Origin of the sequence: Pseudomonas sp. SWRI68 (genome assembly GCF_014269165.1) — a bacterium.
GTDB classification, from domain to species: Bacteria; Pseudomonadota; Gammaproteobacteria; order Pseudomonadales; family Pseudomonadaceae; genus Aquipseudomonas; species Aquipseudomonas capeferrum.
Map to the genome: position 1 here is coordinate 53,464 of NZ_JABWRU010000008.1, position 23,427 is coordinate 76,890.

Sequence of the window (23,427 nt, forward strand, 5' to 3'; positions counted from 1 at the left end):
GCATCAGGGGGTACCGCGCCCACTGTCATGGGGAATTTGCGCTTTCAATCGAGTGATCACTCGTGGCAGGCTCTACGGCGCTTAATTGGCCGGTCATCGAGTGCTCAATGCCTTTTTCCAATGGATTTCTCCTCAGCCTGTCCCTGTGTCTGGACATCGGCATCGCCAACATCGCCATGATCACCTTGGCCATGCAGCGTGGTTTTCTCAAAGGTTTCTGGCTGGGGCTTGGGACTTGCGTGGGTGACTTGATCTATGCCGTTGCCGCGCTGGCCGGGATGACCGTGCTGTTGCAGTTCGAAAGCGTGCGCTGGACCTTGTGGCTGGGCGGTTCGGCGCTGCTGGTGTGGTTTGCGGTGAAGATGCTGCTGGCCGCGTGGCGCGGCGGGCACATGGAGGCGCGGGCAGACGTGGTGGTGGAGTCCGGTTGGCGCGAGTTTTTGCGAGGGATCTTTTTGGCCATGTCGTCACCCACCGCGATTTTGTGGTTCGCGGCTGTCGGTGGGGTGCTGATTTCACGCTCCGGCGGTGGCAGTTTGCTGGATGCCGGGTTGTTCCTTAGCGGCTTTTTTGCTGCTGGGTTGGTCTGGTGTCTGAGCCTGTGTGGTATTGCCAGCCATGGCGGGCGCTTGCTTGGCGACCGGCTGCTGACCTGGTCATACCTGCTGTCGGCGGCGATCTTCTGCTATTTCGCGGTTTATGTGATTGTTTCGGGGTATCGTGAATTTATTCTCGCCAGTTCGGCAGTGTAGGCATGCACCTGCCGGCCCAACCCTTTCTTTCCGGCAACAAAAATAATTTCACCACCCTGTCGATTCCCCCGTCTACCGTTCGACCAGAGTTGAAGGCCCAGCCCAAATCTGTGCCAAAACCTCAAACGATCGGAGCACCCCGATGAGCACCTCAGCCGAAAACGAAATTCGCCAACTGATCGACCGCTGGATGCAAGCTGCGCGCGACCGCGACGTCCAGGCCATCACCGCCCCCTATGCCGACGACATCGTCGCCTTCGATGCCATCAAGGCACTGCAATTCAAAGGCAAAGCCACCTACCAGGCCCACTGGGAAATGTGCATGGGCTTTTGCACCGGCCCGATGGTCTTCGAACTGGCCGAACTCACCGTGTACGCCGACGGCGACCTGGGCCTGGCCCATTGGCTGAACCGCTGCGGCCCGTCCGATGACGAAAGCCAGTGTGGCTTCATGCGCGTCACGGTCGGCTATCGCCGCCAAGGCGGGCAATGGCAGGTGATCCACGAACACTGGTCGGCACCCTTCGACATGGACACCCAGAAAGCCCTGTTCGATCTCAAGCCCTGAGCCGATATCGCCAAACGCACTGTGCCAATGCCCTGGAGGCGACCATGAAATACCTGTGCCTGGTCTATTGTGACGAAGGGCTGCTGCACAGCCTGCCCGACAGCCCGGAAGACGCCGAGTGCATGGCGTACGCCGAATCCCTGCAGGGCGGCGGGCGCATGCTCGCGGCCGAGGCGCTGAAGTCGGTGCAGACCGCCACCACGGTGCGTGTGCGCAATGGGCAGATGAGCCTCACCGATGGCCCGTTCGCCGAGACCAAGGAGCAACTGGCCGGCTTCTATCTGGTGGATGCCCGCGACCTCAACGAGGCGCTGAACATCGCCAAGGGCATCCCCGCCGCCAGGGTCGGCAGTGTGGAAGTGCGGCCTGTGCGCGAACTGCAACCCTGACAATAACGGAGAACAACCAGCATGAGCCTTGCACACCCTGCGCAAGCGCAGCACGAGTTGTCCATCAGCCGCCTGATCGACGCACCACCGGCCAAGGTGTTCCGCGCCTGGACCGAGCCCCAGTGGCTGATGCAATGGTGGGGGCCACATGGCATGACCACCCCCGAATGCGAAATGCAGCTGTGGGTTGGTGGCCTGTTCCGTACCTTGATGCGCGCCCCGGACGGTACCGAGTACCCAACCCAGGGCGTGTTCCTGGAGATCGCCGCGCCCCGGCGGTTGGTGTTCACCGACGCTTTCGGGCCAGGCTGGGTGCCTTCAAACAAAGCCTTCATGACCGCCGTGGTGACCTTCGACGAGGAACACGGCCAAACCCGATACACCGCCCGCGCCTGGCACTGGAGCGCCGCCGACAGCCGTGCCCATGAAGAAATGGGGTTTCACCAAGGCTGGGGAGAAAGCCTGGACCGCCTGGTGGAGGTGGTGACCCAGCGGATGCCGGACTGATGGTGACGCTGGCGCAGGTGCGCGCCGAGGTCGAGGCAGTCTACCGTCGCGATTCCCGGCGCATCCTGGCGACCTTGATTCGCCTGCTGGGGGATTTCGACCTGGCCGAGGAGGCCATGCACGATGCGTTCTTCATTGCCGTCGAGCGCTGGCAGCGTGATGGCATCCCCGACAACCCGCGGGCGTGGCTGGTTTCGACCGGCCGTTTCAAGGCCATCGACGCGTTACGTCGACGTGCCCGCTTCGACCGCTCCCAGGCGGACCTGATCATGCTGCTGGAAGGCCAGGCGCAAGACCCCAGCGACGAAGAACTGCTCGGCGACGACCGTTTGCGGCTGATCTTCACCTGCTGCCACCCGGCGTTGGCCGGCGACGCCCAGGTGCCGCTGACCCTGCGCGAGGTCTGCGACCTGACCACCGAGCAGATTGCTCGAGCGTTTCTGCAAAGCCCGGCCACCATCGCCCAGCGCATCGTGCGGGCCAAGGCCAAGATCCGCGATGCCGGCATCCCCTATCAGGTGCCGGTGCTCAATGAGTTGCCTGAGCGCCTCGAGAGCGTATTGCGGGTGATCTACCTGGTGTTCAATGAAGGGTACTCGGCATCGTCCGGCGACGCCCTGCTGCAGCAAGATCTGACTGACGAAGCGATTCGCCTTGGCCGCCTGCTGGTGCAACTACTACCCGACCCGGAGGGGTTTGGCTTGCTGGCGTTGATGCTGTTGCAGGCGTCGCGCCAGCGTGCGCGTACAGACGCCGAGGGCAATCTGGTGCTGCTTGAGCAACAAGACCGCAGCCTGTGGGACCGCGAGTGTATCGAAGAAGGTTGCGCGCTGGTGCGCCACGCCCTGCAAAGCCGGGCCTATGGCGCCTACACCGTACAGGCGGCGATTGCCGCGGTGCATGCCGAGGCGGCCACGGCCGATGCGACGGACTGGGACGAAATCGTCGGGCTGTACGATGTGTTGCAACGCTACTGGCCGTCCGCGGTGGTGGCGCTGAACCGGGCGGTGGCGCTGGCCAAGCGTGATGGGCCGCAGGTGGGGCTCACGGAGGTTGAAGCGATTCTGGCGGCGGGGGAGTTGCGCGATTATCACCTGGCCTATGCGGCAAGGGCGCAGTTGCATGCTCAGTTGGGTCATGTCGAAGAGGCACGCGCGGCCTGGCAGCAGGCACTGGCGTTGACCCGGCAGGCGCCGGAGCGACGGCATATCGAAAGCCGTCTACGCGAATTGGGGTAAGGGTATTTGCAGCCCTTTTCGCGGAGGTTCGGCGCCCCGAACCTCCGCGAAGCGGCCGGTGCTGAAATCAGCTGGCCACGAAATGCGGTGGCGATACCAGCTCGACGGTCTGCTGCTTGCGCGGCGCCAGGATTTCGGCCTCGCCTTCGACGACCAGCTCATCGTTCTGATTGTACACATTGGTGGCGATGCGCACCTTGAACTTGGGCAGCTTCTCGAGGATTTCCAGGCGCACGGTCAGGGTGTCGCCGATTTTTACCGGCTTCTGGAAGCTCATCTTCTGGCCCAGGTAGATGGTGCCAGGCCCAGGCAGGGTGCAGGCCACTGCGGCACTGATCAGCGCGCCGCTGAACATGCCATGGGCAATGCGTTCACGGAACATGCTCTTGGCCGCAAACTCGGCATCCAGGTGCACCGGGTTGTGGTCACCGGACATCGCAGCGAACAGCTGGATGTCGCGTTCTTCCACAGACTTCTCATAGGTGGCTTTCTGGCCGACCTCAAGGGCTTCGTAAGGCGTGTTGGTGACCTGGGACATCGGGGCTTCCTTAAGCGGTGGGGCGAGGGTGCCTATCATTCACTGCGCGCAGGGCGGCCAAGGGCCAGCGCCTGTTCGAGCCAGCCGAGAATATCGGCGGTGACCTCGTCACGGTTGGTTTCGTTGAGCACTTCGTGCCGCGCTTGTGGGTAGACGCGCAGCTGTACATGCCGGTTGCCGGTCGCGCGCAGCGCGTCGGCCAGATGGGTGAGACGCTTGCCGGCACTGACCGGATCACATTCGCCGCCAATCACCAGCAATGGCAGGTTCGGATCGATCTGCGCGAGGGTACTTGCCTGGCTGATCTGCGCCAAGCCTTGCAGCAAGTCGAGCCACAGTTGGTTGCTGCAGCGAAAGCCACACAGGGGGTCATTCACGTACAGGTCCACTTCGCCAGGGTCGCGGCTAAGCCAGTCGAAGGCCGTGCGGTTAGGCTTGAAGGCCTTGTTGAACGCGCCGAATGACAGCCAGTCTATCAGCGCACTCTTGCCCAGCGGCCCCTGGCGCCAGGCCTCCAGCCGGGCAATCAGCCGCGCCACCCGGTACAACGCAGCCGGCTGGAAGTTGGAGCCGCTGAGGATCGCCCCCTGCACGCTGGCGCTGTGGTGCAGCAGGTACGCCTGGGCGATGTAGCTGCCCATGCTGTGGCCAAACACGAACAACGGTGTGCCGGGGTACTGCTGACCGATGTGCTGGGCGAGCAAGCCCAGGTCATTGACCACGGCATTCCAGCCATGATTGCGGGCGAACAGGCCCAGGCTGCCCAGCTCGGCGGTGCGGCCATGGCCGCGCTGGTCGGCGGCGAACAGCGCAAAGCCGGCCTCGCTCAATGCCTGGCCCAGGCGCCGGTAGCGCCCGGCGTGCTCCGCCATGCCATGGGCCAGCAACACCACGGCCTTCACCGGGGTTGTCGGCAGCCATTGGTGCACATAGAGGCTGCAATGCTCGCTGGCGGGTAGCCAGAAGGCGTCGTGGGGCATGGCCGGTCCTTTGCGCAGGGGTACGCGCACAGTGTATGCGCAACCGGCTGGATTGCAGGAAGGGCACAAATAAGATTCACAATGTTAATGGCGGAGCTTGGCGTATATGCCGCCTTCGGCTTACCTGCTAACGTCGGTTCAACGCCTGTTTGCCATTGGCGACCAGGTCAAAGGATTACATGACCCGCTACCGGTAGCAGGTCCAGGCAGAGGAACAATAATAAATGCAAGCCGACTTCTGGAATGACAAGCGCCCTGCGGGCGTGCCTTCCACCATCGATATCCATGCCTATACCTCTGTCGTCGAGGTGTTCGAACGCTCCTGCAAGCGCTTTGCCGACCGCCCGGCGTTCAGCAACCTCGGCGTCACCCTGACCTACGCGGCGCTGGAGCGCCAGTCGGCGGCCTTCGCAGCCTGGCTGCAGCACAATACCGACCTGGCCCCGGGCGATCGCATCGCCGTGCAGATGCCCAACGTGCTGCAGTACCCGATCGCCGTGTTCGGTGCGTTGCGCGCGGGCCTGATCGTGGTCAACACCAACCCGTTGTACACCGAGCGTGAAATGCGCCACCAGTTCAAGGACGCCGGCGCCCGTGCCCTGGTGTACCTGAACATGTTCGGCAAGCGCGTGCAGGAAGTGCTGCCCGATACCGGCATCGAATACCTCATCGAAGCAAAGATGGGCGACCTGTTGCCCACCGCCAAGGGCTGGCTGGTCAACACCGTGGTCGACAAAGTGAAGAAGATGGTGCCGGCCTATCAATTGCCCCAGGCGGTGTCGTTCAAGCAGGTGCTGCGTGAGGGCCGTTCGCTGAGCCACAAACCGGTGCCGCTGAGCCTCGACGACATCGCCGTGTTGCAATACACCGGTGGCACCACTGGCCTGGCCAAGGGCGCCATGCTCACCCACGCCAACCTGGTGGCCAACATGCTCCAGGTGCTGGCGTGTTTCTCGCAGCACGGGCCAGACGGGCAGAAGATGATCAAGGAAGGCCAGGAGGTGATGATCGCGCCGCTGCCGCTGTACCACATCTACGCGTTTACCGCGAACTGCATGTGCATGATGGTCACAGGCAACCACAACGTGCTGATTACCAACCCACGCGACATCGCCGGCTTCGTCAAGGAGCTGGGCAAGTGGCGTTTTTCCGGCCTGCTGGGGCTCAATACCTTGTTCGTCGCGCTGATGGACCATCCAGGCTTCAGGCAACTGGACTTTTCCGCGCTGAAGGTCACCAACTCTGGCGGCACCGCGCTGGTCAAGGCCACCGCCGAGCGCTGGGAGAGCCTCACGGGCTGCCGTATCGTCGAAGGCTACGGCCTGACCGAGACGTCGCCGGTAGCCAGCACCAACCCCTATGGCCAGCTGGCGCGCCTGGGCACGGTAGGCATCCCGGTGGCAGGCACGGCGTTCAAGGTGATCGACGACGATGGCAACGAGCTGCCGCTGGGCGAGCGGGGCGAGCTGTGCATCAAGGGCCCGCAGGTGATGAAGGGCTACTGGCAACAACCGGAGGCCACGGCGCAGACCCTGGACGCCCAGGGCTGGCTGAAGACCGGCGACATCGCGGTGATCGACCCGGATGGTTTCACCCGTATCGTCGACCGCAAGAAGGACATGATCATCGTCTCGGGCTTCAATGTGTACCCCAACGAGATCGAGGACGTGATCATGGCCCATCCGCAAGTCGCCAGTTGCGCCGCCATCGGCGTACCCGACGAGCGCTCCGGCGAGGCGGTGAAACTGTTCGTGGTGCCGCGTGAGGGCGGGGTCAGCGTGGATGAGCTCAAGGCTTACTGCAAGGCCAACTTCACCGGTTACAAGGTGCCCAAGCACATTGTGCTGCGCGACTCGCTGCCGATGACACCGGTGGGCAAGATTCTGCGGCGCGAGCTGCGTGACATTGCCTGACAAGGCTGCAAATACGCCTCTAGAGCGGGCCTTTCGGCCCGTTTTGCGACATTTTGGATAATTACTCTAAAAATGACCTGTATTGTTCATTGAGTCATTTTTGTGACCGTAAGGCCTGTTTTGGCCTCTAGGCGACCCCTGGCAAAGCTGTTACTCTCGGGCCGCTTTCAGATGATCCGGTTTGCAATGAGCCGTCATCACATATCAATAATAAGCGCATCGACGCGTGAATCGAACTTCGCTGTTGCTGAAGGAGTGGGCTTCCATGATCGAACATTTTTGGAAGGATAAATACCCAGCCGGGATTACGGCGGAAATCAATCCTGACGAATTCCCCAATATCCAGGCGGTACTCAAGCAATCCTGCCAACGCTTTGCCGACAAACCGGCCTTTAGCAACCTGGGCAAGACTATCACCTATGGCGAACTGTATGCGCTGTCGGGGGCATTTGCCGCCTGGCTGCAGCAGCACACCGACCTGAAACCGGGTGATCGCATTGCCGTGCAACTGCCCAATGTCCTGCAATACCCGGTAGCGGTATTCGGTGCCATGCGTGCAGGGCTGATCGTGGTCAACACCAACCCGCTGTACACCGCGCGGGAGCTGGAGCACCAGTTCAACGACTCCGGCGCCAAGGCGCTGGTGTGCCTGGCCAACATGGCCCACCTGGCTGAAAAAGTGCTGCCCAAGACCCAGGTCAAGCATGTCATCGTCACCGAAGTGGCCGACCTGCTGCCGCCGCTCAAGCGCCTGCTGATCAACAGTGTCATCAAGTACGTGAAGAAGATGGTGCCGGCCTACAACCTGCCGCGTGCCGTGCGCTTCAACGACGCCCTGGCACTGGGCAAGGGCCAGCCGGTTACCGAAGCCAACCCGCAAGGCAGCGACGTTGCGGTGCTGCAATACACTGGCGGTACCACGGGCGTGGCCAAGGGCGCGATGCTGAGCCACCGCAACCTGGTGGCCAACATGCTGCAGTGCCGGGCGCTGATGGGCTCGAACCTGCATGAAGGTTGCGAGATCCTGATCACGCCGCTGCCGCTGTACCACATCTACGCCTTCACCTTCCATTGCATGGCGATGATGCTGATCGGCAACCACAACGTGCTCATCAGCAACCCGCGTGATTTGCCGGCGATGGTCAAAGAGCTGGGCAAGTGGAAATTCAGCGGCTTCGTCGGCCTCAACACCTTGTTCGTCGCCCTGTGCAACAACGAGGGGTTCCGCGCCCTGGATTTCTCGGCGCTGAAAATCACCTTGTCTGGCGGCATGGCCCTGCAACTGAGCGTGGCCGAGCGCTGGAAGGCCGTGACCGGGTGTGCCATCTGCGAAGGTTACGGCATGACCGAAACCAGCCCGGTGGCTGCGGTAAACCCGTCCGAGGCCAACCAGGTCGGCACCATCGGTATCCCGGTGCCCTCGACGCTGTGCAAGGTCATCGACGACAGTGGCAATGAACTGCCGCTGGGCGAGGTGGGTGAACTGTGCATCAAAGGCCCGCAAGTGATGAAGGGCTACTGGCAGCGCGAGGACGCCACCGCCGAGATCCTCGACAGCCAAGGCTGGCTCAAGACCGGTGACATCGCGTTGATTCAGCCGGACGGTTACATGCGCATCGTCGACCGCAAGAAGGACATGATCCTGGTCTCGGGTTTCAATGTGTACCCCAACGAGCTGGAAGACGTGCTCGCCGGCTTGCCCGGTGTGCTGCAGTGCGCGGCCATTGGTGTGCCGGACGAGAAGTCGGGTGAAGTGATCAAGATGTTCATCGTGGTCAAGCCGGGCATGACCGTGACCAAGGAGCAGGTGATGGAGCACATGCGTGCCAACGTCACCGGTTACAAGGTGCCGCGCTACATCGAGTTCCGCGATACGTTGCCGACCACCAACGTGGGCAAGATCCTGCGCCGTGAATTGCGTGACGAAGAGCTGAAGAAGCAAGGCCTCAAAAAGATCGCCTAACCCACGCAGCGATCGATGTAGGAGCGGCCTTGCGTCGCGAAAGGGCCGCAAAGCGGCCCCGACAATCTATGCGGCGAAGCTGAAACTATGCGGCGAAGCTGAAATCTAGGGCCGCTACGCGCCCCTTTCGCGACGCAAGGCCGCTCCTACACCAGCACGCGCGTCGATCAGCGCAGTTTTTCAAGCATCTGGTAGTACCACATTCCCGCCGCCAACAGCGGATTCCCCAGCAGTTCCCCCATTGGCACCCGCACATGCTTGCACTGGGCAAAGGTGTCGAACTTCTGCAGAGTCCCGGTCAGCGCTTCGGCCATGATCTCGCCCATGATGTGGCTGGTGGCAATGCCATGCCCGGAATAGCCCTGGCAGTACCAGACATTGTCCGAGAGCTTGCCCAGTTGCGGGATGCGATTGACCACGATACCCATGGCGCAGCTCCACTGGAACTCGATCGGTACCCCTTTGAGCGCCGGGAAGGTGCGCTCGATGCACGGGCGCAGCTCTGCTTCGATATCGCGTGAGTCGCGCCCGGAATAGTTGGCGCCGCCGCCAAACAGCAAGCGCTTGTCGGCGGTCAGGCGGTAATAGTCGAGGACAAAACGGCAGTCGTATACCGCCAGGTCCTGCGGGTTGATCTGCTCGGCCAGCTCGCCCAACGGTGCGGTGGTGACGATGCCGCCCATGGCCGGGAAGATCTTGCCCTTGAGCTTGCGCTGTTCCAGCTTGTGATAGACATCGCCCGCCAGCATCACCTGGCGGGCTTCGATCCGCCCCTGGGCTGTCACTACTGCCGGGCGCGGGCCGTGGACGATGTCCAGCACCTCTGAGTTTTCAAAGATCAGTGCCCCCAGGCTATGGGCGGCACGCGCCTCGCCCAGGCACAGGTTGAGCGGGTGCAGGTGCAGGTTGCGTCGGTTCTTCAATGCACCCAGGTACAGCGGGCTTTGCAGGTGCTGGGCCATGGCGTTACGGTCGAGCATCTGCACCTGGTCGCCCATGCCGCGACGCTGGGCTTCGGCCTCGAACCCGCGCAGCTCGTTCAGGTGCGACGGTTTCATCGCCGCATGCAGGTGGCCGCGCTTGAGGTCGCAGTCGATACCGTAGCGGGCCACCCGTTGCTCGATGACCTGGTGCCCGCGCCAACGCAGGTGCCAGATGAAATCATCCACCTCGCTGCCCAGGCGGTTGCGCATCTGTGTACGCATGGCTTCGTCGCCCGACAAGCTGCCGGTCACCTGCCCGCCATTGCGCCCGCTGGCACCCCAGCCGATGCGGTTGGTTTCGACGATAGCCACTTTAAGGCCGCGCTCGGCCAACTCCACGGCAGTGGCCACGCCGGTGAACCCACCGCCGATGATCGCCACGTCTACCTGCTCGGTGCCCTTGAGGGTCGGGTACTGCGTATGGTCATTCAGGGTGGCGTTGTAATAGGACGGCGCACGTTGGGCCGGCCCCTGGTTCAGTGCTGCGTTCATGGGTGTTCCTTGTTATGAATGGGGCTCAAGCCTGGTGCAGGTACCAGCGCCAGTCCTGCTCGCTGACTTCGGCCATGAACTGGCGGTACTCGGCGCGCTTGACCTTCAGGTACACGCCGAGGAAGTCCGCGCCCAGTGCTTCGCGCGCCCAGTCCGAATGCTGCAGGGCATCCAGGGCGGTCAGCCAGTCGGTGGGCAGGTGCTCGGTGGCCTGGGCGTAGCCGTTGCCTTCAACGGGGGCGCCAGGGTCCAGCTGTTCGCGAATACCTCGGTGGCTGGCGGCGAGGATTGCCGCTGCCGCCAGGTACGGGTTGGCATCGGCGCCGCAGATGCGGTGCTCCACGTGCCGGCTGTTGGCCGGGCCGCCTGGTACCCGCAGGCTGACCGTGCGGTTGTCGACCCCCCAGGTCGGCGCAAGTGGCGCGTAGCTGTTGGCCTGGAAGCGGCGGAACGAGTTGGCGTTGGGGCAGAACAACAACAGCGAATCGCGCAGGTGGCGCAGCATGCCGGCCACCGCTTGGCGCAACAGTGGCGTACCGGCCTTGTCTTCGCTGGCGAACAGGTTGTTGCCGGCGCTGTCGGCCAGGCTCAGGTGCATGTGCATGCCGGTGCCGGCCAGTTGCGCGAAGGGTTTGGCCATGAAGCAGGCCTGCATGCCATGGGCATGGGCCACGCCTTTGACCAGGCGCTTGTAGCGTACGGCCTGGTCCATTGCCGCCAGGGCATCGCCGTGCTCAAGGGTGATTTCCACCTGGCCGGGTGCATACTCGGAGATCGCCGTGCGGGCCGGAATGCCCTGGGCCTTGCAGGCAGCGTAGAGGTCCGCGAGAAACGGCTCGATCTGCTCAAGCTCACGCAGGCCATACACCTGGGTGCTGCGTGGCCGGCCGCCGTCGTTGTCCAGGGCAGGCTGCGGTCGGCCCTGGGCATCACGCTTCTGGTCGAGCAGGTAGAACTCCAGCTCGCAGGCCATCACCGGGTGGTAGCCGTCAGCCTTGAGTGCATCGATGGTGCGCAGCAGCACATGGCGCGGGTCGGCAATGCTGGCCGGCAGGCCCTCGCTGGGGTGCATGCTGACCTGCACTGCGGCGGTCGGCACGCGCCGCCACGGCAGGCGTACCAGGCTGCCCTCCAGCGGGTAGGCGCGGCAGTCGATGTCGCCGACATCCCAGACCAGGCCTGAGTTTTCGACGTCATCGCCGTTGAGGGTCAGGCCCATGATGGTGCTGGGCAGCGGGCGACCGGTCTGGTACACCGCCAGCAGTTCCTCGCGGTGCAGCAGCTTGCCGCGGGGTACACCGTTGGCGTCGAGGATGAACAGTTCGATCAGCTCGATATCGGGGTTGTCGGCCAGGAACTGGCTGGCGTGTTCGGGGTTTGCAAAGTGCATGTCGGATTCGCTCATGGGCGCACATGACCGCCGCGGGCAACCGTGGGGTCAAACTGAAACGATCGGCCAGCAGCGGGCCGGGTTTGGTCAGTGATGCGTGAGCGAAGTATCCGGTGGGCGTGCGTGGCGACAGTGCCACAAGGCCCAGAACGCGAGGATGATGTGCACCAGCGGATTTTCACCGGCACGGGTCCGGGCCTTCGGGAGCGAAGGGCGGGACTGCGGGGGCACGGTGAACGGGGCAGGGATCATGCCTTTGATACTCACATGCGGCGTAAGGTTGATTAAAGCAGTGAATGGCAACCTTTACATCGGTGTCGGCTAAACATTTGCGGCGAGGTGCTGGGTGCAGGAGCCAGCAGAGAACGGGCAAATCTGCGACAATCGCGCCTCTTCAAATGCCGATCATGAAAAAGCAGGCCCACCTGCATCACTAAAAAGCCCCATGACAGATCAAGCCATCGACCAGCTCCTGAAAAACCTCGACCACGCCATGATCGCCGACCGCCATCGTCTGCGTCGGCAACTGCATGAGCTGCGCAAGCGCCCCGACGAAGCCAAGCTCGCCCAGTGGGCGGAAAAGGTCCAGGCCTCCTGCGCCCAGGTTACCGCGCGCCAGCAAAGCGTGCCGACCGTGCGTTACGACGACAGCCTGCCCATTGCAGCCAAGCGTGACGAGATCAAAAAGGCGCTGGCCGAGCACCAGGTGCTGGTCATCGCCGGTGAGACCGGCTCGGGCAAGACCACCCAGTTGCCGAAGATCTGCCTTGAGCTGGGGCGCGGCAGCCATGGCCTGATTGCCCATACCCAGCCACGCCGGATTGCTGCGCGCAGCGTCGCCGCCCGTGTCGCCGAAGAACTCGGCACGCCGCTTGGTGGGCTGGTTGGTTACCAGGTGCGTTTCGAGGACCAGAGTGATTCCAACACCCTGGTCAAGCTGATGACCGACGGCATCCTGCTGGCTGAAACCCAGCACGACCGCTTTCTCGAACGCTACGACACGATCATCGTCGACGAAGCCCACGAACGCAGCCTCAACATCGACTTCCTGCTCGGCTACCTCAAGACCCTGTTGCACCGCCGCCCGGACCTGAAGCTGATCATCACCTCGGCGACCATCGACCTCGAGCGTTTCTCCAAGCACTTCGACGGTGCACCTATCATTGAAGTCTCCGGGCGCACCTTCCCGGTAGAAACCTGGTACCGCCCGCTGACCAGCGAGCAGGACGAGGAAGGCAACCAGATCGAGGATGACCTCACCGTCGACCAGGCCATCCTCGCCACCCTGGATGAACTGGCGCAACACGAGCGCAGCCAGGGCAAGGGGCCGGGTGATGTCTTGATCTTCTTGCCGGGTGAGCGGGAAATCCGCGACGCGGCCGAGATCCTGCGCAAGGCGCAACTGCGCCATACCGAGATTCTGCCGCTGTATGCACGCCTGTCACCCGCCGAGCAGCAGCGCATTTTCCAGTCGCATACCGGGCGCCGGGTGATCCTGGCCACCAACGTTGCCGAGACCTCGCTGACGGTGCCGGGCATTCGCTACGTGATCGACACCGGCACCGCCCGCATCAGCCGCTACAGCTACCGGGCCAAGGTCCAGCGCCTGCCGATCGAGGCGGTATCCCAGGCCAGTGCCAACCAGCGTAAAGGCCGTTGCGGCCGGGTCGAGCCTGGCATCTGCGTGCGTCTGTACAGCGAAGAGGATTTCAACGGCCGGCCGGCGTTCACCGACCCGGAGATTCTGCGCACCAACCTGGCGGCGGTGATCCTGCAGATGCTGCACCTGCGCCTGGGTGCGATCGATGCGTTCCCGTTCATCGAGCCGCCAGATGGCAAGGCTATCAGCGATGGTTTCAACCTGTTGCAGGAGCTCTCGGCGGTCAACCGCGAAAACCAGTTGACCCCGCTCGGGCGGCAACTGGCGCGTTTGCCCATCGACCCACGGTTAGGCCGCATGCTGCTTGAAGGCGCCCGTCAGGGCAGCCTGCAGGAAGTGTTGATCGTCACCAGTGCGCTGTCGGTGCAAGACCCGCGCGAGCGGCCGCCGGAGCGCCAGCAGGCGGCCGACCAGGCGCATGCCCAGTGGAAGGACGTCGACTCCGACTTCGCCGCGCTGGTCAATTTGTGGCGGGGCTTCGAGGAGCAGCGCCAGGCGTTGACTGCCAGCCCGCTGCGCAACTGGTGCCGTAAGAACTTCCTCAATTACCTGCGCCTGCGCGAATGGCGTGACGCCCACCGCCAGTTGGCGCTGATCTGCCGTGACCTGCAATTGACGGTCAACAAGGAACCGTCCGATTACCAACGGATGCACAAGGCAATCCTCAGCGGCCTGCTCAGCCAGATCGGCCAGAAGACCGAGGAGGGCGATTACCAAGGTGCCCGCCAACGGCGCTTCTGGGTCCACCCGTCCTCGGGGTTGGGCCGCAAGCGTCCGCAGTGGGTGATGGCCGCCGAGCTGGTGGAAACCACCAAGCTGTATGCGCGCATGGTCGCCCGCATCGAGCCCGACTGGATCGAGCCGCTGGCGGCCCACCTGGTCAAGAAGAACCACTTCGAACCGCATTGGGAGAAGAAGCGCGGGCAGGTGGTGGCGTACGAGCAGATCACCTTGTACGGGCTGATTCTGGTTGGCCGCCGCCCGGTGCACTTCGGCCCGATCGACCCGGTGACATCGCGGGAGCTGTTCATTCGCGAGGGGCTGGTGGGCGGCGAAATCCAGTCGCGGGCCAAGTGCCTGTCGGCCAACAAGCGCCTGCTCGAACAGCTCGACGAACTGGAGGCCAAGGCCCGCCGGCGCGACATTCTGGCCGACGAAGAGACCCTCTACGCCTTCTACGAAGCGCGCCTGCCCGAGGACATCCACCAGACCGCGACCTTCGATGCCTGGTACCGCATGACCAGCCAGAAGGACGCCAACCTGCTGATCATGCGCGAGGAAGACGTGCTGGCCCGAGAGGCCAGCGAAGTCACCGCAGCGCAGTACCCGGACAGCCTGCAGGTGGGGGACTTGCGCCTGTCGTTGAGCTACCACTTCGAACCGGGCCACCCGCGCGACGGCGTGACGGTGCGAGTACCGGCACCGCTGTTGCCGAGCCTGCCGGGCGAGCGCCTGGAGTGGCTGGTGCCGGGCCTGCTCGAAGCCAAGTGCGTGGCGCTGGTGCGCAACCTGCCCAAGGCGCTGCGCAAGAATTTCGTGCCGGTGCCGGACTTCGTCAAAGCTTCGCTGGCCCGCATGACTTTCGGCCAGGGCGCGCTGCCCCAGGCGTTGGGCCAGGAGCTGCTGCGCATGACCGGTGCACGTGTTTCCGACGAGGCCTGGGCAGAATCTGTCAGCCTGGTCGAAGGCCACCTGCGGATGAACATCGAAGTGGTCGATGCCCAGGGCAAGTTCCTTGGCGAAGGCCGCGACCTGGCCGAGTTGACCGCGCGCTTCGCCGCTGCCAGCCAGGCCGCGCTGGCGGTGCCACGCAGCGAAAACGCCGAACGGCCGGTGCAGGCGAAAGCGTTCAGCGAAGTGGCGCAGACCACCCAGCAGAAGATCGCCGGTCTGTCGATGACCGTGTACCCGGCGCTGGTGGAGGAAAACGGCACTGTTCGCGAAGGGCGTTTCTCGACCCAGGCCGAAGCCGAGTTCCAGCACCGCCGCGCCTTGCAGCGCCTGTTGTTGCAGCAGTTGGCAGAGCCTGCCAAGTTTTTGCGCGGCAAGCTGCCCGGGCTGACCGAACTGGGCTTGCTGTACCGCGAGCTGGGCCGTGTCGAGGCGCTGGTCGAAGACATTCTGCTGGCCAGCCTGGACAGCTGCATCCTTGAAGGCGAACAGCCGCTGCCCCGTGACGGTGCGGCCTTGGCCGGGCTGGCTGAGCGCAAGCGTGGCAGTTGGGCCGAGCATGCCGAGCGCCTGGCGCGCCTGACCCTGGAGGTGCTCAAGCTGTGGCATGGCCTGCAGAAGCGCTTCAAGGGCAAGATCGACCTGAGCCAGGCGGTGGCGCTGAACGACATCAAGCAACAATTGGCCAACCTGGTGTACCCGGGCTTCGTGCGCGAAACCCCGGGTGCCTGGTTCAAGGAGCTGCCGCGTTACCTCAAGGCCGTGGAGCTGCGCCTGGAGAAGCTGGGCTCGCAGGTGCAGAAGGATCGCGTCTGGAGCGGCGAGCTGGCCAACCTCTGGGCCCAGTACAAGAAACGCGCCGACAAGCACGCCCAGGAGGGCAAGCGCGATGAGCAACTGACGTTGTACCGCTGGTTGCTGGAAGAATACCGGGTGTCGTTGTTCGCGCAGCAGCTGGGGACGAAAGTGCCGATTTCTGACAAGCGATTGAGCAAACAGTGGAGCCAGGTGGAAGGCTAACTGCCTTGATTTGTGGCACACTTCAAGGCGTTTGGGGGCCGCATTGCGGCCCTTCGCGGGTAAACCCGTGCCCACAAGGGCGCGGCCCTCGCCTTTGAATTGGCACTAAAGTGCCATTATTCAGTCATGTTTCCAGCCAGCGCCCCGTGGCGATGGCCTTTGACCAGAGGAACGACCGTGCATAACGTCGTGATCAGCGGCACCGGCCTGTATACCCCGGCCCAGAGCATTTCCAACGAAGAACTGGTGGAGTCCTTCAATACCTGGTCGCAGCAGTTCAACCGCGACAACGCCGCCGCCATCGAGCGCGGTGAGATTGAGGCAGCGCCGCTGTCCGACGCTGCTTTCATCGAAAAGGCCTCGGGTATCAAGAGCCGCTTCGTGCTGGACAAGGCCGGCATTCTCGACCCGCAACGCATGAAACCGCGCCTGCCAGAACGCTCCAATGACGAGCCGTCGGTTCTGTGCGAAATGGCCGTGGCCGCAGCGCGCCAGGCACTGGAGCGTGCAGGCCGCACCGCTGCCGATGTCGATGGCGTGATCGTCGCCTGCTCCAACCTGCAGCGCCCGTATCCAGCCATTGCCATCGAAGTGCAAAAGGAACTGGGCATCGAGGGCTTCGCCTTCGACATGAACGTGGCCTGCTCGTCAGCCACCTTCGGCATCCAGACCGCCGCCAACAGTGTGCAACTGGGCCAGGCGCGTTCGGTGCTGATGGTCAACCCCGAGGTCTGCACCGGGCACCTGAACTTCCGCGACCGCGACAGCCACTTCATCTTCGGCGATGCCGCCACTGCGGTGCTGATCGAGCGGGCCGACCTGGCCACGTCCAAGCACCAGTTCGAGATTGTCAGCAGCAAGTTGTGGACGGGGTTCTCCAATAACATCCGCAACAACTTCGGCTTCCTCAACCGCGCGGCGGAGGAGGGTGAAGGGGCGGCAGACAAACTGTTCATCCAGGAAGGGCGCAAGGTGTTCCGTGAAGTGTGCCCGAAGGTCGCCGAGCTGATCGGTGAGCACCTGGAGGCGAACGACCTGCAGCCGAGCGACGTCAAGCGCTTCTGGCTGCACCAGGCCAACCTGAGCATGAACCACCTGATCGTCAAGAAGCTGCTGGGGCGTGAAGCCACCGAGGAAGAAGCACCGGTGATTCTGGACCGTTATGCCAACACCAGTTCGGCAGGGTCGGTGATTGCCTTCCACCTGTACCAGGATGACTTGGCCGAGGGGGCGGTGGGCGTGCTGAGCTCGTTTGGTGCGGGGTATTCGGTGGGGAGTGTGATTCTGCGCAAGCGCTAGGTTTTTGTAAGGACCTGTACCGGCCCCTTCGCGGTTTTACCCGCGAAGGGGCCGGCGCATTTCTGGCAGACGAAAAAAGGCAGGAAATGCCGGATGGGGTCGGCATTTCCCGCCTTGAGTGAAACAGAGAAGCGGTTGCTTAGAACTTGGCTTCCAGGTCGACCTGCAGCGTATCGACATCCGCATTGCTGTTCGGCAACTGCGACAGATCGGTCTTGGCCATCAGGTAAGCCGCACCCAGCGAGAAGTTCTTGTCGATTTCGTAACCGACCTTGAACTTGTGCCCGCGCGAACCGGTGAAGCCGTTGCCGAAGTCGGAGTCGGTAAACAGGCTGACCACGGCGTTGCGCTGAACATCGCGGTAGTTGTAGTCCAGGCTCCAGGCGCCAACCTTGGTCTTCAGACCGGCCAGCCAGGCCTGGTCTTCACCGTCGGTGCTCTCGGTGTTTTTCACGTACTGGCCGTAGGCCGACAGCGGGATGGCGAAGCCGGTGAAGTCCAGCTGGCCGAAGCCTTCCACCAGGTTGAACTCGTTGGTGGTGTTGCCGAACGACTGCAGAATGGCCGCTTCCTTGTCGTTGTCGTAGCCATAGATGCTCGCACCCACGGTGACCTTCAGCACGTCGGCGGGGGCGAACTTGGCACCCAGCTGGCCGTGGTAGACCTGCGCGTCATGCTTGTACTGCACACCGTCGCCGTCGACGTTGTCCTTGAGGGTGTACTGGCCCGCACTGGCGAACACTTCGGCGCCGCCCAGGTCGGCCTTGTAAGTCGCTGCTACGCCTTCGGGGTTGATATCGCTGTCCCAGATGATATCGCCCATGCTCACCCATGGCTGGGGCATCTTGCCGCCGATCAGGTGCAAGTTCGGCACCGCCGTCGGGTGCCAGTCGAGGTAGGCCAGGTCGACCCACAGCGACTTCTTGTCGAAGTAGTTGTCAAGGCTCTGGTTGGTGGAGCGGCGGTCGGCGCTGCTGCCGGTGGCGATGCGTACGCCGGCATCGACTTGCGGGTTGATCTCGCTGTAGAAGCCGACACGGGCACGAACGCGCTGGCGGTCCTGGTTGCCGCTGCTGCTGTTCGGCTCGTCGACGTTGACGTCTTCGTAGCGCAGGCGCACATCACCCTTGATCTGGGTCTTGGCGGCCCATGCCACTTTCTGTTCAAAGGAACTCATACGTTCGGACTGAGCTTTCTGGTCGGCCTTTTCCTTGGTCTCTTTTGCCAGATCGCCTTGCAGTTCGTTGTACTGCGCCTGGTTGATCGAGCCATTGGCGCGGAGCATTTCGAGCAACTTGGCGTCGACAGCAGCACTGGCCGGAGTACTCAGAGCCAGCATCATGCCGGTGAGGCTCACTCCGGTAAGTGTGGAAACAAGACGCATAAGGTTCTCCCTACTGAAAAAAATGGGGGAGGCTCAGCGCCCGCCCCTGTGTTGGCATGTCTTCGGAAAGGGCCTGAATAGACAGGTTCTGGGGTTCCGGAAAACAGGCGCAAGTATTGCGAGGGGGGATTACAGATTAATGTCGAATTAGTGGCACTGTTGTTAAGCCATCGGGCATGAATGAGTTGGCCGGGCGATCGTCATTTGAGTGATGGGCCCTTCTTCCGGGATACTGAGTGCCTCAAGAAAGCGAGTCGAAACCGTGACCAGCCTGTACAGCCTTGCTCATCTGCGTGATCTTCCGGCGGCCACCTGGGATGCCCTGGTGCCCGCTGGCCAGCCGTTTCTGCGCCACGCCTTCCTCACTGCGCTGGAGGACAGCGCTAGCGTTGCACCGTCGACCGGCTGGGCGGCCGAGCACTTGGTGCTGGAACGGGAAGGGCAGGTGCGCGCGGTCATGCCGGCCTACCGCAAGTGGCATTCGTTTGGCGAGTATGTGTTCGACCACGGCTGGGCCGATGCCTGTGAGCGGGCAGGCATCGCCTATTACCCCAAGTTGCTCGGCGCGGTGCCGTTCAGCCCGGTCAGCGGCCCGCGCCTGCTGGCTGCCGACCCCGCCGACGGCCTGCTGGTGTTGCAAGCGCTACCCGAATACCTGGGCAAGGGCGGGCTTTCTGGTGCGCACATCAACTTCACCGACCCGGCCCTGGACCAACAGATGGCCAGCTTGCCAGGCTGGATGGAGCGCCTTGGTTGCCAGTTTCACTGGCGTAACCGCGGTTATCGAGACTTCCAGGATTTCCTCGACACGCTCAGCTCGCGCAAGCGCAAGCAGATGCGCAAGGAGCGCGAACAGGTGGCCGGGCAGGGCATCGACTTCCAGTGGTACCGGGGGGAGCAACTGACGGAGGCGCAGTGGGATTTTGTCTACCTGTGCTACGCCAACACGTATGCGGTACGCAGGCGCGCCCCGTACCTGACCCGTGAATTCTTCAGCCTGCTGGCCGAGCGCATGCCCGAGGCACTGCGGGTGGTGATGGCGAGGCAGGGTGGGCGTGACGTGGCCATGGCCCTGAGCCTGGTGGGCGACGACAGCCTGTATGGCCGTTACTGGGGGTGCCTGGATGAATTCGACCGGCTGCACTTCGAGACCTGCTTCTACCAGGGCATGGACTTTGCCATTGCTGAAGGCTTGCAGCGCTTTGATGCGGGGGCCCAGGGCGAGCACAAGCTGATCCGTGGGTTCGAGCCGGTGCTGACGCGGTCGTGGCATTACCTGTTGCACCCGGGGTTGCGGCGGGCGGTCGAGGGGTTCTTGTTGCAGGAGCGCGAAGGGGTGCGGGGGTATGCCGAGGAGGCGCGGGGGATGTTGCCCTACCGCAGGGATTGAAACCTGCCTCGGCTGCACCGGCCGGGTTCAATCCACCCCGACGAACCCCCCGGTCTGGTGATGCCACAACCGCGCATACAACCCTTGTTGCGCCAGCAGTTCACTGTGGCTGCCGCTTTCGACGATATGCCCCTTGTCCAGCACTACCAGGCGGTCCATCCGGGCAATGGTTGAAAGCCGGTGCGCGATAGCGATTACCGTCTTGCCTTGCATCAGGGTCTCCAGGCTTTCCTGGATCGCTGCCTCGACCTCCGAGTCCAGCGCCGAGGTGGCCTCGTCCATGATCAGGATCGGCGCATTCTTCAGCAGCACCCGCGCAATGGCGATACGTTGGCGCTGGCCGCCAGACAGCTTGACCCCACGCTCGCCCACATGGGCATCGAAGCCGGTACGCCACTGGGCGTCGGACAGCTGTGGTATGAACTCGTCGGCGCGGGCACGGCGCACCGCTTCGTGCAGTGCCGCTTCGCTGGCCTCGGGGCGGCCGTACAGCAAGTTGTCACGGATCGAGCGGTGCAACAGCGAGGTGTCCTGGGTGATCATGCCGATTTGTGCGCGCAGGCTGGCCTGGCTCACTTCGGCGATGTCCTGGCCATCGATCAGGATGCGCCCGCCCTGCACGTCGTACAGGCGTAGCAGCAGGTTGACCAGGGTCGATTTGCCCGCGCCTGACGGGCCGATCAGGCCAATCTTCTCGCCCGGGCGAATGTCCAGGTTGAGCCCCTCGATCACGTTGCTGGCCTTGCCGTAGTGGAAGTCCACGTCGTCGAAGTGCACCGCGCCACGGCTTACCTTCAGCGCAGGCGCATTGGGCTTGTCGGTGACGGTAACCGGCTGGGCGATGGTCTGCAGGCCGTCCTGGACCATGCCGATGTTCTCGAAGATGCCGTTGACCACCCACATGATCCAGCCCGACATGTTGACGATGCGGATCACCAGGCCAGTGGTCAGGGCGATTGCGCCCACGGTGATCAGCGACTGGCTCCACAGCCACAGCGCCAGGCCCGTGGTGCCGACCACCAGCAAGCCGTTGAGGGTGGTGATGACCACGTCCATGCTGGTGATGACGCGGGAGGCCAGCTGGGTTTTCTCGGTCTGTTCGCGGATCGCCTCGCGGGCGTACTGCTGCTCGTAATCGGTGTGGGCGAACAGCTTCAGGGTGGCGATGTTGGTGTAGCCGTCGACGATGCGCCCCATCAGCTTGGAGCGTGCGTCGGACGAAATCACCGAGCGCGCCTTGACCCGGGGCACGAAGTAGAACAGCGCGCCGATGTAGCAGGCGATCCACGCCAGCAGTGGCAGCATCAGGCGCCAGTCGGCCTCGGCGAACAGCACCAGTGCACTGACGGCGTAGATCAGGACGTGCCACAGCGCATCCACCGCCTGTACCGCCGAATCACGCAGCGAGTTGCCGGTCTGCATGATGCGCTGGGCAATGCGCCCGGCGAAATCGCTCTGGAAGAAATTCAGGCTCTGTTTGAGCACATAGGTGTGGTTTTGCCAGCGGATCATGCTGGTCATGCCTGGGTTGATGGTCTGGTGCACCAGCAGGTCGTGCAGGCCGAAGAACAGCGGGCGCAACAGTAGCACCACCACCAGCATCCAGATCAGCTCACCGCTGTGCTCGCTGAAGAAGTTGGCATTGGGCGTGCCCTGGGCCAGGTCGATGATGCGGCTCAGGTAGCTGAACATCGCCACTTCGATCAGCGAGGCAATCAGCCCTACCACCAGCAGGGCGACAAAGCTGGGCCAGACTTGGCGCAGGTAATACAGGTAGAACGGCCACACCGTGCTCGGCGGCGCTTCGCTCGGTGCCTCGCGGAAAATATCGATCAGTCTTTCGAAACGGCGGTACAGCATGGGTGACAACACTCCTGTTCGTCCGACCCTCAGGCGGTTTCACATCCCTGTGAAGCCTGCGGTCAGTCGATGCGTTTGGCGGACTTGATGTAGACCGGATCGGCCGGCACGTCGCGCATACCGTTCTTGACAGTGGTCGGTGAGTTGACGATCTGGTCGACCACTTCCATGCCTTTGGTCACCTTGCCGAACACCGCATAGCCGCGGTCACGGCCGGGGTTGAGGAAGTCGTTATCGGCCACGTTGATGAAGAACTGGCTGGTGGCCGAGTTCGGGTCCGAAGTGCGGGCCATGGACAGGGTGCCGCGGGTGTTCAGCAGGCCGTTGCTGGCCTCGTTACGGATTGGGTCCTGGGTGTCTTTCTGCGCCATCCGGTCGGTAAAGCCGCCGCCCTGAACCATGAAGCCCGGGATCACGCGGTGGAAGATGGTGTTGTTGTAGAAACCGCTGTCGACGTACTGGAGGAAGTTCTTGGTACTGATCGGCGCCTTCTCGGCATTCAACTCGATTTCGACCTGACCGAAGCTGGTGTCCAGCAATACGTGAGGGGTCTTGTCGGACGCCATGACGCTGGTGGCGAAGGCAACCGAGCAGGCGGTGAGCAGGAGTTTTTTCAGCATGGGCTCAAAGATCCTTGAGAGGTGGAAGCGGCTGCAAGGAATTGCAGCAGGGTCTGGTTGAAGACCTCGGGTTGATCGAGGGGCGTAGCGTGCCGGGAATCGTCGATGACTACCAGCCTGGCCTGGGGCATCAGGGCGACGTAGCGCTCTTTGAGTTGTATCGGCGTGTAATCGTGGTCGGCGGCGATCACCAGCGTGGGACAGCGGATTTGCCCGATGCGTTCCTGCACGCCCCAGTCGACGATGGCGTCGAAGCTCTTGAGGTAGGCGCGCTTGTCGTTGCGTGCCCAGCGCTGGGCCATCTTCTGGCGCAGGTCGGCTTGCCCGGGCTTGGGGAATAGCCGTTGGGCCAGCCCTTTGCCAACGGTCTCGACACTGAGCAGGCGTGCCAGGCCCCAACGCTTGGCCCACCAGGCCCAGTCACTGCGGGTGCGGCGCTTGACCTCGGGGGCGCTGTTGACAATGCACAGGCTGCGCAGCCACTGCGGGTGGTCGACGGCGAACTGGAAACCGACCATGCCGCCCATCGACAGGCCGACGAAGTGCACCGGTCCGGTCTGCAAGTGTTCGAGTAAAGCCAGCAGGTCTTCGCTGAAGGTGGCGATCTGGTAGCCGTCGCGGGGCTTGTCAGAGCGGCCGTGGCCGCGGATGTCCATGGCAATCACCCGGTAGTGATGGCTCAGCAGGGGTATCTGCAGCTCCCAGTCCTGGCAGCTGGAGCCCAAGCCATGCAGCAGCACCAAGGGTTCGCCCTGGCCATATTCCTCGTAATGCAGCAAGCATCCTTCGTGTTCGAAATAGGCCATGGGC

At 63.1% G+C, this 23,427-nt stretch carries 18 protein-coding genes; 10 read left to right on the top strand and 8 right to left on the bottom strand.

Translation table 11 applies throughout. The features are described 5' to 3' along the window. Window positions 1-107: 107 nt before the first annotated feature. The 5 genes from HU770_RS13875 to HU770_RS13895 all read left to right on the top strand — a co-directional run bounded on the left by HU770_RS13875 (window position 108) and on the right by HU770_RS13895 (window position 3,454). Window positions 108-752 carry a LysE family translocator gene (locus HU770_RS13875; RefSeq protein ID WP_033699695.1) on the top strand — a complete coding sequence of 215 codons (645 nt, stop codon included), beginning with the start codon at window positions 108-110 and terminating at the stop codon, window positions 750-752. Between the two features lie 142 nt (window positions 753-894). After that, complete coding sequence (locus tag HU770_RS13880; RefSeq protein ID WP_186663923.1) at window positions 895-1,320, top strand: nuclear transport factor 2 family protein; 426 nt, start codon at window positions 895-897, stop codon at window positions 1,318-1,320. A gap of 44 nt (window positions 1,321-1,364) precedes the next feature. Next, on the top strand, window positions 1,365-1,709 hold the full coding sequence (locus HU770_RS13885; protein WP_033699692.1) for a YciI family protein: 345 nt from the start codon (window positions 1,365-1,367) through the stop codon (window positions 1,707-1,709). A 21-nt stretch (window positions 1,710-1,730) separates the two neighbouring features. Continuing rightward, complete coding sequence (locus tag HU770_RS13890; RefSeq protein ID WP_186663925.1) at window positions 1,731-2,216, top strand: SRPBCC family protein; 486 nt, start codon at window positions 1,731-1,733, stop codon at window positions 2,214-2,216. Continuing rightward, window positions 2,216-3,454 carry an RNA polymerase sigma factor gene (locus tag HU770_RS13895; RefSeq protein ID WP_186658105.1) on the top strand — a complete coding sequence of 413 codons (1,239 nt, stop codon included), beginning with the start codon at window positions 2,216-2,218 and terminating at the stop codon, window positions 3,452-3,454. Before HU770_RS13890 ends, HU770_RS13895 begins: the two co-directional genes overlap by 1 nt. A 67-nt stretch (window positions 3,455-3,521) precedes the next feature. Here HU770_RS13895 and HU770_RS13900 read toward each other — a convergent pair whose 3' ends face one another. Both HU770_RS13900 and HU770_RS13905 read right to left on the bottom strand, forming a co-directional pair. Beyond that, window positions 3,522-3,992 (bottom strand): MaoC family dehydratase, encoded by a 471-nt coding sequence (locus tag HU770_RS13900; protein WP_033699686.1) that lies wholly within the window; start codon window positions 3,990-3,992, stop codon window positions 3,522-3,524. 35 nt (window positions 3,993-4,027) lie between these two features. Then, on the bottom strand, window positions 4,028-4,972 hold the full coding sequence (locus HU770_RS13905; RefSeq protein ID WP_033699684.1) for an alpha/beta hydrolase: 945 nt from the start codon (window positions 4,970-4,972) through the stop codon (window positions 4,028-4,030). Window positions 4,973-5,196: 224 nt separating this feature from the next. On the opposite strand from HU770_RS13905, the gene fadD2 reads away from it, so the two are divergent. Beyond that, window positions 5,197-6,885, top strand: coding sequence for a long-chain-fatty-acid--CoA ligase FadD2 (fadD2, locus tag HU770_RS13910; protein WP_186658104.1), 1,689 nt, complete (start codon window positions 5,197-5,199; stop codon window positions 6,883-6,885). A 265-nt stretch (window positions 6,886-7,150) separates the two neighbouring features. Beyond that, window positions 7,151-8,848, top strand: coding sequence for a long-chain-fatty-acid--CoA ligase FadD1 (fadD1, locus tag HU770_RS13915; RefSeq protein WP_186658103.1), 1,698 nt, complete (start codon window positions 7,151-7,153; stop codon window positions 8,846-8,848). Window positions 8,849-9,015: 167 nt separating this feature from the next. On the opposite strand, the gene HU770_RS13920 is transcribed toward fadD1, so the two are convergent. Continuing rightward, entirely contained in the window at window positions 9,016-10,323 is a 1,308-nt protein-coding gene (locus tag HU770_RS13920; RefSeq protein WP_186658102.1) for an FAD-binding oxidoreductase, read from the bottom strand. A gap of 25 nt (window positions 10,324-10,348) precedes the next feature. Further along, a complete protein-coding gene (locus HU770_RS13925; protein ID WP_033700192.1) occupies window positions 10,349-11,713 on the bottom strand; it encodes a glutamine synthetase family protein in 1,365 nt (454 codons plus the stop codon). Between the two features lie 445 nt (window positions 11,714-12,158). On the opposite strand from HU770_RS13925, the gene hrpA reads away from it, so the two are divergent. Together hrpA and HU770_RS13935 are read left to right on the top strand one after the other, a co-directional pair. Continuing rightward, window positions 12,159-16,064, top strand: a complete 3,906-nt coding sequence (gene hrpA, locus HU770_RS13930; RefSeq protein WP_186663927.1) for an ATP-dependent RNA helicase HrpA — start codon at window positions 12,159-12,161, stop codon at window positions 16,062-16,064. A gap of 177 nt (window positions 16,065-16,241) precedes the next feature. Continuing rightward, on the top strand, window positions 16,242-17,363 hold the full coding sequence (locus HU770_RS13935; protein ID WP_186663929.1) for a beta-ketoacyl-ACP synthase III: 1,122 nt from the start codon (window positions 16,242-16,244) through the stop codon (window positions 17,361-17,363). A 139-nt stretch (window positions 17,364-17,502) separates the two neighbouring features. Here HU770_RS13935 and HU770_RS13940 read toward each other — a convergent pair whose 3' ends face one another. Continuing rightward, window positions 17,503-18,747, bottom strand: a complete 1,245-nt coding sequence (locus tag HU770_RS13940) for a putative porin (protein WP_047583807.1) — start codon at window positions 18,745-18,747, stop codon at window positions 17,503-17,505. 262 nt (window positions 18,748-19,009) lie between these two features. On the opposite strand from HU770_RS13940, the gene HU770_RS13945 reads away from it, so the two are divergent. Next, complete coding sequence (locus HU770_RS13945) at window positions 19,010-20,137, top strand: GNAT family N-acetyltransferase (protein ID WP_186658081.1); 1,128 nt, start codon at window positions 19,010-19,012, stop codon at window positions 20,135-20,137. Between the two features lie 27 nt (window positions 20,138-20,164). On the opposite strand, the gene HU770_RS13950 is transcribed toward HU770_RS13945, so the two are convergent. The 3 genes from HU770_RS13950 to HU770_RS13960 all read right to left on the bottom strand — a co-directional run bounded on the left by HU770_RS13950 (window position 20,165) and on the right by HU770_RS13960 (window position 23,423). After that, window positions 20,165-21,997, bottom strand: a complete 1,833-nt coding sequence (locus HU770_RS13950; RefSeq protein ID WP_186663931.1) for an ABC transporter ATP-binding protein — start codon at window positions 21,995-21,997, stop codon at window positions 20,165-20,167. 62 nt (window positions 21,998-22,059) lie between these two features. Next, window positions 22,060-22,617: a peptidylprolyl isomerase gene (locus HU770_RS13955; protein ID WP_186663933.1), complete on the bottom strand. Its 558-nt coding sequence runs from the start codon at window positions 22,615-22,617 to the stop codon at window positions 22,060-22,062. Beyond that, window positions 22,611-23,423 carry an alpha/beta hydrolase gene (locus HU770_RS13960; RefSeq protein ID WP_186663935.1) on the bottom strand — a complete coding sequence of 271 codons (813 nt, stop codon included), beginning with the start codon at window positions 23,421-23,423 and terminating at the stop codon, window positions 22,611-22,613. Before HU770_RS13960 ends, HU770_RS13955 begins: the two co-directional genes overlap by 7 nt. Window positions 23,424-23,427: the final 4 nt, after the last annotated feature.

What these genes read in the sequence shown, in the direction of transcription:
- HU770_RS13955 (WP_186663933.1), bottom strand. Translation starts at nt 22,617, where the DNA reads ATGCTGAAAAAACTCCTGCTCACCGCCTGCTCGGTTGCCTTCGCCACC.
- HU770_RS13960 (WP_186663935.1), bottom strand. Translation starts at nt 23,423, where the DNA reads ATGGCCTATTTCGAACACGAAGGATGCTTGCTGCATTACGAGGAATAT.
- HU770_RS13885 (WP_033699692.1), top strand. Translation starts at nt 1,365, where the DNA reads ATGAAATACCTGTGCCTGGTCTATTGTGACGAAGGGCTGCTGCACAGC.
- HU770_RS13925 (WP_033700192.1), bottom strand. Translation starts at nt 11,713, where the DNA reads ATGCACTTTGCAAACCCCGAACACGCCAGCCAGTTCCTGGCCGACAAC.
- fadD2 (WP_186658104.1), top strand. Translation starts at nt 5,197, where the DNA reads ATGCAAGCCGACTTCTGGAATGACAAGCGCCCTGCGGGCGTGCCTTCC.
- fadD1 (WP_186658103.1), top strand. Translation starts at nt 7,151, where the DNA reads ATGATCGAACATTTTTGGAAGGATAAATACCCAGCCGGGATTACGGCG.
- HU770_RS13875 (WP_033699695.1), top strand. Translation starts at nt 108, where the DNA reads ATGCCTTTTTCCAATGGATTTCTCCTCAGCCTGTCCCTGTGTCTGGAC.
- HU770_RS13895 (WP_186658105.1), top strand. Translation starts at nt 2,216, where the DNA reads ATGGTGACGCTGGCGCAGGTGCGCGCCGAGGTCGAGGCAGTCTACCGT.
- HU770_RS13940 (WP_047583807.1), bottom strand. Translation starts at nt 18,747, where the DNA reads ATGCGTCTTGTTTCCACACTTACCGGAGTGAGCCTCACCGGCATGATG.
- HU770_RS13950 (WP_186663931.1), bottom strand. Translation starts at nt 21,997, where the DNA reads ATGCTGTACCGCCGTTTCGAAAGACTGATCGATATTTTCCGCGAGGCA.
- hrpA (WP_186663927.1), top strand. Translation starts at nt 12,159, where the DNA reads ATGACAGATCAAGCCATCGACCAGCTCCTGAAAAACCTCGACCACGCC.
- HU770_RS13880 (WP_186663923.1), top strand. Translation starts at nt 895, where the DNA reads ATGAGCACCTCAGCCGAAAACGAAATTCGCCAACTGATCGACCGCTGG.
- HU770_RS13905 (WP_033699684.1), bottom strand. Translation starts at nt 4,972, where the DNA reads ATGCCCCACGACGCCTTCTGGCTACCCGCCAGCGAGCATTGCAGCCTC.
- HU770_RS13900 (WP_033699686.1), bottom strand. Translation starts at nt 3,992, where the DNA reads ATGTCCCAGGTCACCAACACGCCTTACGAAGCCCTTGAGGTCGGCCAG.
- HU770_RS13920 (WP_186658102.1), bottom strand. Translation starts at nt 10,323, where the DNA reads ATGAACGCAGCACTGAACCAGGGGCCGGCCCAACGTGCGCCGTCCTAT.
- HU770_RS13890 (WP_186663925.1), top strand. Translation starts at nt 1,731, where the DNA reads ATGAGCCTTGCACACCCTGCGCAAGCGCAGCACGAGTTGTCCATCAGC.